This is a genomic window from Moritella sp. JT01 (genome assembly GCF_001574435.1).
Classification (GTDB): Bacteria; Pseudomonadota; Gammaproteobacteria; order Enterobacterales; family Moritellaceae; genus Moritella.
Genome location: NZ_LOCN01000015.1, coordinates 119,160 through 134,666 on the forward strand (window position 1 = coordinate 119,160; position 15,507 = coordinate 134,666).

A 15,507-nucleotide genomic window follows, 5' to 3' on the forward strand; every position below is an offset into this window, starting at 1 on the left:
ACGAACAGTTAAATATTAAAAGAGTCTATTAAGCTCTTTAAAAAATTTTCCTTTAAGTTCATCTTTTTTCTCGTCAGAACCCAAGTACTTCTCAAGTAGTTTGTCTTTTTCCTTTTCAGCAAATTGTTTGGTAATCGCACCAAAATCAACCTTAATACTTGGCGCTGAAAAACTGCCTTTTACATCAATTGGCAAACGTAAGTCACGTACTTTTTTCATTGTTGAACTCGACTGACCACCAATATTTTCAGCTACGGCTGCATTAAATCTAAAATCAAGATGTTCACGAATCAAGTTAACATAACCCTTACCATCAACCTTGATCGCAGGCGATGCCAGATCAATCTTAGTCGATGTTAACTTACCACCGCCCAATTTAAAGTTTGCCACCATTACACTAAAGTCTGTTTGTTCAGCTTCATCAGCAGTCGTCTCTGATTTGCTGCTAAACATGGCAATCGCTTTACGCACTTCTTGCGCGACGTTCATACCCAACACGGCACCATCAGTGAAGCTGGTATTGATTGTGCCCTTAGTCGCCGATTTAAGTTTAGTCGTCGTCAAGCCTTTACCACTTATACGCACATCAACATCAACCAAACCAGTTAACAGTTTTTTACCTGCCGCGATCGTAACCAATTGCTCAGATTGCACTTTTTCAAGCGTACTGTTCACATTAAATGTAGCGGGTTTCTTGTTACTGTCTAATAACGCTTTAACCATTAACTTGCCTTCATAAAGATCTGACGATAATTTGGTTAACTGGAATACGCCGTCTTTTAACTCACTCTGCACCTTAATATTATTCAAGACATACTCGCCTTGTTTAATTTGAGTAATCGTTAATGACCCTTTTTGATTCACACTTGATAATACACTCAAGTCAGGTTCGACGTCTGCCGGTGATTTTTTACCGCTCTGCTTACCTGTCGAGGTTTGAGTCGCGTTTTTACTTGTGGCTATCGCTTTCGATCCATTCTTTTTCTGTACGGGCACAGACTCAGTCTTAGGCAACCAATCATCAACAACAAGTGTGTTCATGGCTAAGTTGTATTCAAGGCTCGGCTTTGAAAATACATCGACAGACAGATCACCGGTAATACTAAGTTCATCAACGTCTAATTTAAGTCCTGCCAATGTCATTTTTTTATAAACATTGTCGTATGTCATGTCACCTTGCAGTGAAATATTCATTTCTGGACGCGGTAATAATTTGCCCGTTAGCGCGAGTTTATTATCAAGCAGCGCTAATTTTATTTCATTAAATTGCTCATCAATCGTCAGTATCATGCTTGTTTTGAGTTTAGCCGTTAACTCATTGGTACGGTAATTTGCAGCTAACGTAATCGCAACAGGCTTAGCAAAGGCAAACTCACCGACGGTTAAGCTACTGTCAGACAATTTATGATAGGTACCATCTTGACGGTTATTCAATGATAATTGTGCGTTGGTGATACTCACCGCTTTAATCACAAACTTATATTCGCTCTTTGCAATGTCACCTTCTGATGTGACTTTAATCGATTGAATGTCTTCGTTTGATAATGGCTTTTCTGGTGGTGATAATGTGGCTAATAATACATCCATGTTATTACGGCCATCTGCTAATGTTTCAACATTAATGGTTAAACCATCCACGTCCACATTTGTAACCACAATCGTTTTAGTAAAGAGTGACATCAGCTCGACAGCTACCTGTATGCTTTTAACTTCAATTTGTTTTGAATCTGCATATTCATGCTTATTGAATAAGGTAACTTTTCCGAGCTCAAAACCAATTTGTGGATAGAAGGTTAAATTTAAATTACCTTCAATTGTGACGTCTTGTTTAGTGAACTGCTTTGCTTGTGTAATTAAGTTATCTTTAATTAGCTCCTCATTAACTAAAAACTTAATCGCAATAAATCCCACGACGATAATAATCGCAATGAGCCCACCAATACCAAGGAGTATTTTTTTCATCCTGAAACCACCTTATAGAAATATATCTTAATCAACTAAGACAACACATAGAAGATTATGTTTACGCTATCGACACTAAGAATATCATGTAATTACCAGAAAGGCAGAAAGATACACAATAAAACACCGAGCCGAGATAAAAGGAAAGGAAAGCGCATTTAGATTATACAAGAGAACTCATTATATTTAGCAATACGAAAAAATCAGCTTAAAAAAGGAACATAAAATCCACTTAGTTATTTACACATTATTCACAATTTTAGACGAAACACGAAAATATAATCACGTTTACTGCATATCTATTAAAATCCGATATATAAAACTAGAAAAATCACACTAATCAACACAATTGTCCGACATTAAAATCTATTTATGTGACATGGAACACCTAAAGTAAGATAAAAAAATTTATTTTCATGACAGCTGACACATGGTGTTAATAATATGTTTCTCACATGTATGTTCGCAGTTACTATCTCCAGCAATTAAGTTTACGGCAGTTAAAAACACCGAACCTTAAATAAATGGAAGATGGAATACTTAGTGACAATACTGTTATATCGAACTGGTGATCAGTAATTAGTCCTATAAAAGGGAACAATTCAATGAAAGATAATAATATTTACGCGGAAGCACCGCGTAATCTAAACAAAACAAACACAGATGCTCAGACACACACAGGTAATAAATCAGTATTACGATTTTTACTGCCTTCATTAATCGGTTTATTTTTATTTATGACCCCGGTGACCTATGAAGGAGACATGACGATCCCAGTCGCGTTGTTAGCAAAAGTGCTAATGGCAGCACTGGACGGTTATTTGCTTCATATCATTACCGTCATCATTTCATTTATGGCGGTGGCATCAACATTAGCGGTTTTACTTAAACCTAAGTTTATTACTCAGAGTAAATTCCTTCATGAATTATTCATACCGACACCGCTTTGGCTAGCCGTTCGAATTATCAGTTGTGTGTTTACTATCGCGACTGTATTTCAGATTGGTCCAGAATATATCTGGAATGAAAATACCGGTGGCCTTGTGCTCAATGACTTGCTGCCGACTCTATTTGCAGTATTCATCTTTGCAGGTCTGCTACTGCCTTTATTGCTTAACTTTGGGCTGCTGGAGCTGTGTGGTTCGCTATGTACAAAGATTATGCGTCCAATTTTCAATCTACCAGGACGTTCAGCGGTTGACTGTATCGCCTCTTGGTTAGGTGATGGCAGCGTAGGTATCTTACTGACCGATAAACAGTATCAAGAGAAATTCTATACTCAGCGTGAAGCAGCCGTTATTGGCACCACATTCTCGGCTGTATCGATTACATTCAGCCTTGTGGTTATCGCACAAGTGAATTTAGAGCAATACTTCTTACCTTATTACTTAGCAATTACATTATCGGGCATTGTGGCTGCGATCATCGTACCTAAATTACCGCCATTATGCTGGAAGAAAGATATCTATATAGATGGCACAGAAAAGACCCATGATTTAGAATCGATTCCTGCTGGCCACAATGTTTTTTCATGGGGCATTAACCAAGCAATTGACCGCGCATCAAAAGTAACCTCGTACCAAGCTGTGCTTATCGAAGGTCTTAAAAACGCGGCGCATATGGTGTTTGGTATTTTACCGGTAGTGATGGCAATAGGTACAATTGGTTTATTAATCGCAGAATACACCTCGCTATTTGCAATTCTTGGTAAACCATTTATGTATTACCTTCAATTCATGAACGTACCAGAAGCGGCACAAGCATCTGAATCGTTAGTGGTTGGTTTTGCCGATATGTTTGTACCAAGTATTCTTGCTACGTCTCTCGAAAATGACATGACTCGTTTCATTATTGCGGGTGTATCAGTGTCGCAACTTATCTACATGTCAGAAGTCGGTGCATTACTGCTAGGCAGTAAAATCCCGGTTAACATCGTTGATTTGTTTATTATCTTCGTACTACGTACAATCATAACACTACCGATTATCACGGGTGTTGCACATCTTATCTTCTAATTACGATTAGCTAAGAAAACGCAGTAAAATGCAGACAAAAAAATGCCCATCACTCTAACAGTGATGGGCATTTTTATATTCTATTTAAGTGATATATTAGTTGTTATACCAGTTAGCTAGTCATTATATGACTGAGTAATCATTATTCACTTTGATCAGTATTATCGTCTTGGTTGATACGACTTGAATCAGCACCATGTTGATTTTTATACTTCGCATCTTTACGTTTATTATAAGGACGTGCAGCAGGTGCAGTCAGTGTTTCAAAGTTTAACGCAGCAATCGTCATTTTCGGACGTAATGCTAGCGGCAATTTACCACTGTTATAAAACTCAAGCACGATACGACCAGACCAGCCAGGATCAATACGATGTGCTGTTACATGCACCATAAGACCAAGACGAGCGAGTGATGAACGTCCATCTAACCAACCAACGATATCCGCTGGCAACGTTACTTTCTCAAACGTCACAGATAAAGCAAATTCACCTGGGTGTAAGATAAATGCTTCACCGTCAGGTATAACGATTTCGTCGCTCATTACTTTATCAAGCTGAATAGCCACTTCTTCTTTAGGGCCACTCAAATCAATATAAGGTGCGTTATGCGCTTGGAATACTCGGAATTCATGACCTAAAGTAACATCAACGCTTACGCCACTAATTTTACTTTGGTCTGGTCTTGGTTCAATAGAAATTCGACCATCGTCTAAGTAGTTTTCAATATCTGTATCGCACAGGCGCATGTTTTCTCTCTTTAATAAGTGCAGTGTTAGTTATAATGCTTTTCGCGTTGATAATACAAACCATTTAAATTAGTCGTTAAGTAACTGACAAATCTTCGCTTTTAATGTATCAATCGCAAAACGGTTTTTACCACCACGCGGGACAATAAGATCCGCATATTGTTTTGATGGCTCAATAAACTGTAAAAACATTGGACGAACCGTCTCGTTGTATTGCTCAATTACCGATTCCATTGTTCTACCACGTTCAGCAACATCACGCTGTAAACGGCGGATAAAACAAATGTCTAACGGGGTTTCCATAAATACACTTGCGTGAATGATTTCACGGATATTTGGATCTGTCAGTAATAAAATACCTTCTAAAATGATCACTTTCTTGGGTGTCAATTTAATCGTCTCAGCCAAACGCGTATGTTCTGTATAGCTGTACGTTGGAATTTCAACTGCCTTGCCGTCACTCAAATCCTGTAAATGACTGCACAATAATTTATGATCCATCGCTTGAGGATGATCATAATTCGTTTTAACTCGCTCTTCCATCTCGAGGTGACTTTGATCACGGTAATAACAATCTTCGGTAATTACTGCAATTTGTGATTCGCCAAACTCAGCAACAAGTTCATTATAGATTGTTGAAGAAAGTAAGCTTTTGCCAGATGCAGAAGCACCTGCGATTGCGATGATCACACAAGAGTTAGATGTATTATTCATTAATAAGATGATCCGTTGGGAGCCTAAGACACCGCTATTATAGAAATTTATAGTCTGTCATTCTAGAGTAAACCGAAAAATACCTACAATAAGTTAGTAAATACCTATATTAAGTTAGTAAATACCTAGAATAAGCTAATAAATACCTATACTAGCTTATCAAAGTACCTATATTACGTTAGCTTAATCGGTATCTCTGTTGATATTGTGTGCGTTTGAAAAAACATTTTACTAACAATGTCATTTGCTAATTGCGCATAGATAGCTGCAAACTCAGAATCAGGTCGTGCAGCAACCGTTGGAGTACCAGCATCAATATCCGCACGCAGGTCAATATGTAACGGTAGTTGAGCAACACATTCAGTGTCAAAACGAGCCGCCATTTTCACTACACCACCCGTACCAAAAATGGCTTCTTCATGACCACAGTTACTACAAATATGCGTACTCATGTTTTCGACAACGCCTAATACCGGTACTTTAACTTGTCTGAACATGCTAATGCCTTTTGCTGCATCAGCAAGGGCAACATCTTGCGGGGTTGATACGATCAATGCGCCCGTCACTGGAATATTTTGGCTCAACGTTAATTGAATATCACCCGTGCCCGGTGGCATATCGATAAATAGATAATCCAGTTCACCCCAATGGGTTTCACTTAACAACTGCATTAATGCTTTACTCGCCATTGGTCCACGCCAGATCATCGCTTGATCATTTAGTGCAATAAAACCAATACTATTAACCGCTAAACCATGAGCCTTGATCGCCATCATGGTATTACCATCGTATGCTTCAGGGCGAGATTCGCTTACACCAAGCATGAGGGGAATTGAAGGGCCATAGATATCCGCGTCCATGATACCGACTTTCGCCCCCATTTTAGCCAAAGCAAGTGCCGTATTAACGGTTGTCGTCGACTTACCTACGCCACCTTTACCAGACGCAACCGCAATCACATTTTTCACACCGTGAATAGCTGGCGCGTCGTTACAACGGGCTAAGGTCGCAATATCTAATGTTATCACCCATTCTACGCTTTCCACGCCCTTCATGAGTGCTACTTTGGGTTCTAACTTGGTTTTAACGTCGCTTTCAAAATCCAACGATGGAAACGGTAACCGTATCTGGATCTCAACACAACCATCTTTGTTGCTAATTGTTTCTAATACATTACTGTCGCCAATATTTTTTAACCAATTTTTAGGTTGAAAAATACCAACGAGCCGAGTGATCTTTGCAATATCCATAACCGCCTCTTTATTTGAACTTGTAAGTGTTTAGCTTTTAAGCATTTATACTTTATTAATCTACTATATCAATGATAAAGCAAAGAATCACAAATAAATACGCTAAAAATAGCAGGGTTTTTAGCCTAACATCTATGCTTTATAGGTCGTATCAGGTAACATCGGATAACTTTATTTTTAACCACAAGATGAATCAGATTTTTATGACATCAGAACGCAAAATCTTAGTAACAAGCGCATTACCCTATGCCAATGGCCCTATTCATTTAGGTCATATGCTTGAGTATATCCAGACTGACATCTGGGTTCGTTTCCAAAAGCAACGTGGTCACACATGTACATATGTATGTGCAGATGACGCCCACGGCACGCCAATCATGCTTAAAGCGCAAGAGCGCGGCATTACGCCGGAAGCAATGATCGCGCAGACTAAAATTGAGCACATGGCAGATTTTGCTGATTTCAATGTTGGTTTTGATAATTACCATTCAACGCACAGTGATGAAAACCGTGAACTTGCAAATATGATCTACACGCGCCTGCGCGATAATGGTCATATCAAAACACGTGTAATTTCACAGCTATTCGATCCTGAAAAAGAAATGTTCCTGCCGGACCGTTTTGTTAAAGGTATCTGCCCTGAATGTAAGAGTGAAGATCAAAACGGTGATAACTGTGACGCTTGTGGCGCAACTTATTCGCCAACAGATTTAATCTCGCCAAGATCAGTTGTATCTGGTGCCGAGCCAGTACTTAAAGATTCTGAGCACTATTTCTTCGACTTACCTGCATTTTCTGACATGTTACAAACATGGACACGTTCAGGTGCGTTGCAAGATGAAATCGCCAATAAACTCGCAGAATGGTTTGAAACAGGCCTGAAACAGTGGGATATCAGCCGTGATGCACCTTACTTTGGTTTCGAGATCCCAGATGCACCAGGTAAATTCTTCTACGTTTGGTTAGACGCACCAATCGGTTACATGGGTAGCTTCAAAAACCTTTGTGATCGTCGTGACGATCTTGATTTTGACGAGTACTTCAAAAAAGACTCAACGACTGAACTTTATCACTTCATTGGTAAAGACATCGTTAACTTCCACAGCCTATTCTGGCCAGCAATGCTTGAAGGCACAGGTTTCCGTAAACCAACAGGTGTATTTGCACACGGTTTTGTTACTGTAAACGGTAAGAAAATGTCTAAATCACGCGGCACATTCATCATGGCCCGTACTTACCTAGACAACCTAAACCCAGAATACCTACGTTATTACTACGCTGCAAAACTCAGTAACAAGATTGTTGATTTAGATTTAAACCTAGAAGATTTTGCACAACGCGTAAACTCTGACGTTGTGGGTAAAGTAGTGAATCTTGCAAGTCGTACTGCTGGTTTCATCTACAAACGTTTTGATGCAAAACTAGCAAGCGAAATCTCAGAACCTGCATTATTAGCTGAATTCGTTGCTGCTGGCGATACTATTGCTCAATACTACGAAACGCGTGACTTTAGCAAAGCAATCAAAGAAATAATGGCACTTGCTGATAAAGCAAATGCATACATTGCAGACAAAGCACCGTGGCAACTTGTTAAGCAAGAAGGCTGTGAAGCAGAAGCGCACCTTGTTTGTACTATGGGCATCAACTTATTCCGTATCCTATCGGTTTACTTGAAACCTGTGCTACCAGAAATGGTTGCTGAAGTTGAAAAATTCTTAAATGATGAATTCAACTGGGAAAGCTACAAAACAGTATTAACAGACCACGAGATCAACAAGTTCAAACCGTTAATGCAACGTGTTGACATGGACAAAGTTGAAGCGATGGTTGAAGCATCTAAGCAAAACTTAGTCGTTGCTGAAGAAGAGAAAGAAGAAGTTGTTGTTGAAGAAACACCGCTTGATCTTGCTTCTGATAAGCACCTTAAAGATGAGCCAATTGGTGAAATGATCGCATTTGATGATTTTGCAAAAGTTGACTTACGTATTGCTAAAATTGTAAAAGCTGAACATGTTGAAGGCGCTAAGAAATTACTTAAGCTAACCTTAGATGTAGGCGGCGAAACGCGTCAAGTATTTGCTGGTATCAAATCAGCTTACGAGCCAGAGCAACTTGAAGGTCGCTTAACGGTTATGGTTGCTAACTTAGCACCACGTAAGATGAAGTTTGGTATGTCAGAAGGTATGGTACTTGCTGCAGGCCCTGGCGGCAGCGATATCTTCGTACTAAACCCGGATGAAGGTTCTGAACCTGGCATGCGCGTAATGTAAGACGGTTTAGTCATAAAAATAGTGTTTCATCGCTATTATTATCGCTAACTTTAAAGGGACTCGCACTGAGTCCCTTTTTATCTATCTACTATAGAAGAATAAGAGATTTAAATGACAGCTCAAATTATCCTTGCTAAAGGCAAAGAAAAAGCACTTAAACGTAAACACCCGTGGATCTTCTCTGGCGCAGTTTCAAAAGTCAAAGGCGAAGCAACCGCTGGTGAAACAGTTGATATCATGAGTGCGGGCGGCGAATGGCTAGCATCAGGCAGCTACTCTCCAGAGTCTCAAATTCGTGTACGTGTGTGGCATTTCGACCGTGGCGTAGAAATCGATCAAGCATTCTTTGAAAAGCGCATCAAACAAGCACAATCATTACGTGATGAGTTAATCGCAGAAAAAGGTCTAACTGGCTACCGTTTAATCGCAGCTGAGTCTGATAGCCTTCCAGGTATCACGATCGATCGTTACAACGATTTCTTAGTATGTCAGTTATTATCTGCTGGTGCTGATTTTCACCGTGACACACTTGTTGCAGCATTAAGCGTTCTTTACCCAGAGTGCAGCATCTACGAACGTTCAGATGTAGCAGTACGTAAAAAAGAAGGCCTAGAGCTAGTACAAGGTGTTCTTAAAGGTGAAGAGCCACCAGAAGTAGTTATCATCGAAGAAAACGGCGTTAAAATTGAAGTTGATATCAAAAATGGCCACAAAACTGGTTTCTATCTTGATCAACGTGATAACCGTCAAGCAGCTGCAAAATATGCAAAAGGCAAAGACGTACTTAACTGCTTCAGCTACACTGGTGGCTTCGGTGTTTACGCACTGCAAGCTGGCGCTAAATCAATCACTAACGTTGATTTATCACAACCTGCGCTAGACATTGCAAAACGTAATATGGAACACAACGGACTAGACCTTTCGAAAGCTGAGTTCGAACGTGCTGACGTATTCAAAATTCTACGTAAATACCGTGAAGAAGGCCGTACATTTGATACTATCATTCTTGACCCACCTAAATTTGCAGAAAACAAAGCGCAAATGAAAGGGGCTTGTCGTGGTTATAAAGACATCAACTTTGTGGCAATGCAAGTACTTAAGCCAGGCGGCACACTGTTAACATTCTCATGTTCAGGCCTAATGGAAGATGGTTTATTCCAGAAAATTGTGGCGGATGCTGCACTGGATGCTGGCCGTGATGCTTATATCGTTGAACGTTTATCACAAGCAGGTGATCACCCAACGGCTAGCTTCTATCCAGAAGGTTATTATCTAAACGGTTTAGTACTAAAAGTTTTATAATTTAGGACTTTGACCTTGTAATAAATTGGATTTAGTTGCAAAGTGGCACTCAGATAGAATTTAATTCTCTATTCAGTGCCACTTTTTAACAAGGCCAATTTTTATGAAAGAAAATCTTCAAACAGCACTTTCGTGCTTACCACTATCACTTCAAAGCCATGTTCACCCTATAATCTCTAAACCTGATTTTAAAGGTGTTATTAGCGCTGAAGATGTCGACTTATTACAACTGCATTCTGCACTTGAAACGCCTGAATTATTATTCAGTTTATTGCCCCTCGCGGCAGCCTATTCTGTTGCACCAATCTCTGATTTTAATGTCGGCGCAATTGCACGAGCAGGATCTGGTAATCTGTATTTCGGTGCTAACTATGAATTTACGAATCAAGCATTATTCAACAGTGTTCATGCTGAACAAGCCGCTATCAATAATGTATTTAGTCACCATGAAACAGAAATTTTAGATATTACAATTACCGCAAGCCCCTGTGGTCACTGCCGCCAGTTTATGAATGAATTAAGCTGTGCTAACGAATTGATTGTGAACCTTGAAGCCAGCGGTAGCAAACCACTGTCAGCACTATTACCCGATTCATTTGGCCCGAGTGACTTAGGAGTGACCTATCCCCTGCTTACCGCAGAGGCGGTGTCGCTTACGCTTAATAGCGACTCGGCATCCACAGTTAATGAGCATAATTCAACACTTACAGAGATGGCTCTTCAGGCAGCTAATACAAGCTATGCTCCTTACAGTCATTGCCATGCTGGCATCGCGTTAAGAACAACATCAGGTACTGTTATTACAGGTCGTTATATTGAAAATGCGGCATTTAATCCATCACTATCACCACTGCAATCTGTGTTAATTAATTTAAATTTAGCGGGATTTGGATTGGCCGATATTGAGGCGATGATCTTGGTTGAAAAAGCAGAGACTAAGATGAGCCATGCACAAGCAACACAAGTACTCGTATCTGAAATAGGTATTGTGAATTATCAATATTTATTGGCAAATTAAACAGTGAAAATGAAAGCATCAACCATCTGGAGAATACTTGATGCTTTCGTTATTAAATAACTTTTAGTCTAGAATGTTAAAGAACACCTAGCTCACGTAGTCTTTCTGTTAAGTATTCACCTGCGGTATAACGCTCTGATAATACAACCTCTGAATTAGGATGTAAAAATAGCGGTAGCGAAACACGCGCTTTAGTCATATCAGCACCTTCAGGGTTTATCACTCGGTGTGTTGTCGATGGAAAATAACCACCCGATGCTTCTTGCAGCATGTCACCAATGTTAATAATGATGTTACCAAAATCACTTGGCACATCTAACCAGCTACCATCTTGTTTCAGTACTTGTAAACCAGGTTCATTAGCAGCAGGTAACACAGTTAGCATGTTAATGTCTTCATGCGCGGCAGCACGAATAGCACCCACTTCTTCATTACCCGTCATTGGAGGGTAATGTAATACGCGTAGTAGCGTAAGCGAGCTTTCTTCAACCATCTTTGACAATGGCATACTGTATTTTGCAGATACTTCAGCTGGTGAAAATTCTTCAACCCAATCAAGTAACTCAGCGGCAAGAGCATTTGCTTGCTCATAATACGCTAGAATATTTTCTTTTAATGACTCAGGAATACGACCCCAAGTATATACATGGAAATATTCTTTAATATCTTTAACACTGTGGCCTTTTGCTGTTTCAGAAACAGTTGCAGGGAAAAAACCATCTTGCGTTTCAGGTTTAAACAAGAAATCATGTTTTTCTTCTGTTTCGAAAAACGCTTGCCATTCAGTATAAATAGCTCGAACTAGTTCCGGATTAATCGGATGATTAGTTAATACACCAAAACCTGTTTCACGAAGCGATTTTACAAACGCTTCAGCGCTGTTTTCTGCGCGGTAATCAATTGCTACTAATGTCATTATATATACTTCTTTGTCTGATATTACGAAATATAATAAAATTCATTAAACATAATGTCTACTGTTATCAACCATTTTTACCATATTATTTATTGAATGTTCTACAATAGTACCTACTTGCCATCACAAACAATACTATTAACTTTTGAGTGAAAGTCGATATAAAAACACAGAATAAACAACTAGCCGATATTTAACCCTACATAAATACAAAAAAGGGAGCCACATAAATGCAGCTCCTCAGTGTTTATATCTGTTATATCATGTGATTAAAGGCTATTGCTCTAGAGTGTTTAAGTAAGAAATAGTCGCAGCCAGTTCTTCTAATGTTTTATGCGCACCAGAATTAACTAAGTACTTACCTTTTACTAAGAAAACAGGTACAGATGCAATGTTAGCGTTAGTCACAATCTCTTCTGCTTTAACCATTTGCTGATATACCGCTTCATGTTCAGCTTCGTTTAAATCGATTGGGCTCTTCATGTTGTATTTTTTAAATATGGTTATCATCTGTTCTTTTTTCTGTGCTGGCGTCATATCTTCAGCAGGTTTTTCATTCTTTTGACCTTCACCATGATCATGGTTATCTGCACCCGCACCACTTTGCGTATAAGTAAACAAATCAGCCATCATCTCTGAACTCGGTTTACCACCATTTTGATTTGCTGCTGCATAATAAACATAAGCCGAACGCTGCGCACTTTCATTAAACGTTACGTGGGTTTTGGCAAAATCTATTTTAGTCATCTCTTCGATTACAGGAATCATCGTTTCCATGTTCTTACAATTGCCGCACGCAAGAGAAAAAATCTCTACAACATCAGGTAAATCAGACATAGGCGTCGGGATAATTGTATATTCGTTCCCTTCTTTTGGACTATTGTCCTCACTGCAGCCAGCAAGCGCAAAGAAAGAAACAAAAACGAATAATAACGGCTTAAAGATAGATTTCATAATAAATAGAGGACCATAAGTTGGAAAGTTCGAGAGAATATAATGTATTGTCGATAGTGTCGAATAATATTACCTTGGTTTACTTTCGGTATGATATAGATCAATTAAGTGACGCCATAACGACTATCATCTAATTTGGATTAGAATATTGTAATCTTCAAATACCAAGATAAATAGGTTCATAACACTATTCCACCGACTTTACTGGTCATTAAATAATGATAATAACCATAATTACAAAATTAATAGGTAGTTAGCTGTAATTAAAGTGATCTAGATACAGATTATAATATAAAAAAATATACAATAAAGAACCATATGGATACTATCCTGCGGGCTATATCTACAGGTACCATATCTACCACTCGCGACTTCTACTATCAATTAATACCGTTATGTAAGGATTAAGTTAACGTGAATTTTTTATCCAGTTTTAAAGGCCGTATCATTACAGTAGTGATACTACTCGTTATTTCCTCACTCGTGATATCGAGTTTTATTTCTTACCGACAATTATCTACTTCTATCGTAGGCAATATTGATAAATATTCACAGCTACAAGTCGATAGCACAGCCAACAAAATTAATAGTTGGTTTCAAAGTATCAAAAAAGGTTTAGCTTCAACAGCGCCTGATTTTGCAATCCCTCGTGATGATGAACAATTATTACTCATGGTGAAACAAGTATTTCTCGCTACCGACGCAAATGATATTTTGGCTGCTTATGAAGACGGTAAAGCAATTACGGCGATAGACGGCAAGCTAAATTTAGATAGCTTTGATCCACGTACTCGCGACTGGTATAAAGAAGCAAAACAAAAAGGCGCTACAATCATTACGGGCATTTACAGTGATGCTACAACGGGGGGATTGATGATAAGTATTGCTGAACCTTTCTATTATAATAGCCAATTTACTGGCGTATTATTAGCTGATATTCGCTTAGAAACAGTAAGTAACTTTATTAAAAATTCATCATTTTCAGATACCACGCTTAATTTATATGACATGACAGGCATGACCATCGCGTCAACAGATGATCGTCAAATCGTAGGTAAGCCGATGGACTCAGCTAATGCCACATTTACACCACTTAAAGACATGATTTCAAGTAACCAAGAAGGCACTTTCGAATTTAGCCAAGATAAGAAAACAACGCTTGCGTATTTCACAACATTAAACCTTAATGATACTATTTCTTGGAAAGTAGTTATCACAGTAGACAAGTCTTCTCACTTTATCGAGATTAAAGAAGGTTTAAACAGCGCACTTATCACTGGATTCATCCTCGTTATTCTAGCATCTATTATTAGCTTATTTTCCTTAAACCGTTTATATCGCCCTATCCTCACACTAAAAGAAACAATTGTAGATCTTGCTAATGGCAATGCTGATTTAACCCGCCGTATCGATGTTCAAAGCAATGATGACTTAGGCCAGATTGCAGATGCGGTAAATAAATTCACGCTTAATTTACAAAGCATGATGTTAGACATATCACAATCAACAGCCTATATCTCAGACGGTATTGAAGCACTTCGTTCACAGACAGTACACAATAATAATGTACTACTAGAGCATGCGGCTGAAACAGAACAGATTGTCGTTGCTATTACAGAAATGAGTTCAACAGCAGATAGCGTTGCTCAAAGTGCCGCTCAATCAGCAACCTTCACACAAAAATCAACAGATGAAGCAAGACGCTCGAAAGAAGTAGTTAAAGGTGCGGTATTTGGCGTTGCAGAACTCGTTACAGAAGTGGATAAGATGGCATTGAACATTCAAACCATGAATGAAGATACCAATAAAATTAATTCAGTATTAAGTGTCATTGGAGAAATTGCAGACCAAACGAATTTACTCGCATTAAACGCCGCAATTGAAGCTGCTCGAGCAGGTGATCAAGGTCGTGGATTCGCCGTCGTCGCAGATGAAGTGCGAACGTTAGCAGCCAGAACACAACAAAGTACCTCTGAAATTAACGATATGCTAACCCGATTACGTAGCGGTGCGGACTCTGTTGTGCAAGCAATGAAAACCACAAAAACAAGCTGCGAGCAAACAGCGGAAACAACTGAAAGTGTGAATGAAAGCCTAGATTCAATGACGGAGTCAGTACTTCAAATAAACGATCTTGGCATTCAAATCGCCACAGCAGCAGAAGAACAAAGCTCAGTAACGGAAGAAATTAATCGTAACATGACCGCGATTCAACATATGGTACAGCAATTAACAAGTAACAGTGAAAAGACACTCAATAGCACCCATGACTTAGCAAGTAGCAATGCGCAGCTAATGAGTATTGTTAGCCAGTTCAAACTAAAATAAATAAATCATTAAACAATGCGTTGAACCTTATTC

10 protein-coding genes and 1 pseudogene are annotated in these 15,507 nt (G+C 39.0%); 5 read left to right on the top strand and 6 right to left on the bottom strand.

The features are described 5' to 3' along the window. Window positions 1-15 precede the first annotated feature (15 nt). Window positions 16-1,962, bottom strand: coding sequence for an AsmA family protein (locus tag AKG98_RS13205; protein WP_067046424.1), 1,947 nt, complete (start codon window positions 1,960-1,962; stop codon window positions 16-18). Between the two features lie 605 nt (window positions 1,963-2,567). Here AKG98_RS13205 and AKG98_RS13210 point away from each other — a divergent pair. After that, entirely contained in the window at window positions 2,568-3,977 is a 1,410-nt protein-coding gene (locus tag AKG98_RS13210; protein WP_067046425.1) for a YjiH family protein, read from the top strand. A 142-nt stretch (window positions 3,978-4,119) separates the two neighbouring features. Here AKG98_RS13210 and dcd read toward each other — a convergent pair whose 3' ends face one another. From dcd to apbC, 3 genes and pseudogenes are all read right to left on the bottom strand, one after another. Further along, entirely contained in the window at window positions 4,120-4,722 is a 603-nt protein-coding gene (gene dcd / locus AKG98_RS13215) for a dCTP deaminase (RefSeq protein ID WP_067046427.1), read from the bottom strand. Between the two features lie 69 nt (window positions 4,723-4,791). Continuing rightward, complete coding sequence (udk, locus tag AKG98_RS13220; RefSeq protein ID WP_067046428.1) at window positions 4,792-5,436, bottom strand: uridine kinase; 645 nt, start codon at window positions 5,434-5,436, stop codon at window positions 4,792-4,794. A gap of 173 nt (window positions 5,437-5,609) precedes the next feature. Further along, window positions 5,610-6,689, bottom strand: a pseudogene (gene apbC / locus AKG98_RS13225) (iron-sulfur cluster carrier protein ApbC); the annotation flags it as partial. A 200-nt stretch (window positions 6,690-6,889) separates the two neighbouring features. Here apbC and metG point away from each other — a divergent pair. From metG to cdd, 3 genes are all read left to right on the top strand, one after another. Then, window positions 6,890-8,956, top strand: a complete 2,067-nt coding sequence (metG, locus tag AKG98_RS13230) for a methionine--tRNA ligase (RefSeq protein WP_067046469.1) — start codon at window positions 6,890-6,892, stop codon at window positions 8,954-8,956. Window positions 8,957-9,067: 111 nt separating this feature from the next. Then, window positions 9,068-10,258: a class I SAM-dependent methyltransferase gene (locus AKG98_RS13235; protein ID WP_067046432.1), complete on the top strand. Its 1,191-nt coding sequence runs from the start codon at window positions 9,068-9,070 to the stop codon at window positions 10,256-10,258. A 103-nt stretch (window positions 10,259-10,361) separates the two neighbouring features. Then, window positions 10,362-11,276: a cytidine deaminase gene (gene cdd / locus AKG98_RS13240; protein WP_067046434.1), complete on the top strand. Its 915-nt coding sequence runs from the start codon at window positions 10,362-10,364 to the stop codon at window positions 11,274-11,276. 76 nt (window positions 11,277-11,352) lie between these two features. On the opposite strand, the gene AKG98_RS13245 is transcribed toward cdd, so the two are convergent. Both AKG98_RS13245 and AKG98_RS13250 read right to left on the bottom strand, forming a co-directional pair. Next, complete coding sequence (locus AKG98_RS13245) at window positions 11,353-12,192, bottom strand: isopenicillin N synthase family oxygenase (RefSeq protein WP_067046436.1); 840 nt, start codon at window positions 12,190-12,192, stop codon at window positions 11,353-11,355. 276 nt (window positions 12,193-12,468) lie between these two features. Beyond that, complete coding sequence (locus AKG98_RS13250) at window positions 12,469-13,146, bottom strand: thioredoxin domain-containing protein (RefSeq protein WP_228140293.1); 678 nt, start codon at window positions 13,144-13,146, stop codon at window positions 12,469-12,471. Window positions 13,147-13,560: 414 nt separating this feature from the next. Here AKG98_RS13250 and AKG98_RS13255 point away from each other — a divergent pair, with 414 nt between their 5' ends. Continuing rightward, window positions 13,561-15,474: a methyl-accepting chemotaxis protein gene (locus AKG98_RS13255; RefSeq protein ID WP_067046440.1), complete on the top strand. Its 1,914-nt coding sequence runs from the start codon at window positions 13,561-13,563 to the stop codon at window positions 15,472-15,474. Window positions 15,475-15,507 lie beyond the last annotated feature (33 nt).

Bases quoted from the DNA above. Each gene is read 5' to 3' on its own strand.
- AKG98_RS13205 (WP_067046424.1), bottom strand. From the start codon at position 1,962: ATGAAAAAAATACTCCTTGGTATTGGTGGGCTCATTGCGATTATTATC.
- AKG98_RS13210 (WP_067046425.1), top strand. From the start codon at position 2,568: ATGAAAGATAATAATATTTACGCGGAAGCACCGCGTAATCTAAACAAA.
- dcd (WP_067046427.1), bottom strand. From the start codon at position 4,722: ATGCGCCTGTGCGATACAGATATTGAAAACTACTTAGACGATGGTCGA.
- udk (WP_067046428.1), bottom strand. From the start codon at position 5,436: ATGAATAATACATCTAACTCTTGTGTGATCATCGCAATCGCAGGTGCT.
- metG (WP_067046469.1), top strand. From the start codon at position 6,890: ATGACATCAGAACGCAAAATCTTAGTAACAAGCGCATTACCCTATGCC.
- AKG98_RS13235 (WP_067046432.1), top strand. From the start codon at position 9,068: ATGACAGCTCAAATTATCCTTGCTAAAGGCAAAGAAAAAGCACTTAAA.
- cdd (WP_067046434.1), top strand. From the start codon at position 10,362: ATGAAAGAAAATCTTCAAACAGCACTTTCGTGCTTACCACTATCACTT.
- AKG98_RS13245 (WP_067046436.1), bottom strand. From the start codon at position 12,192: ATGACATTAGTAGCAATTGATTACCGCGCAGAAAACAGCGCTGAAGCG.
- AKG98_RS13250 (WP_228140293.1), bottom strand. From the start codon at position 13,146: ATGAAATCTATCTTTAAGCCGTTATTATTCGTTTTTGTTTCTTTCTTT.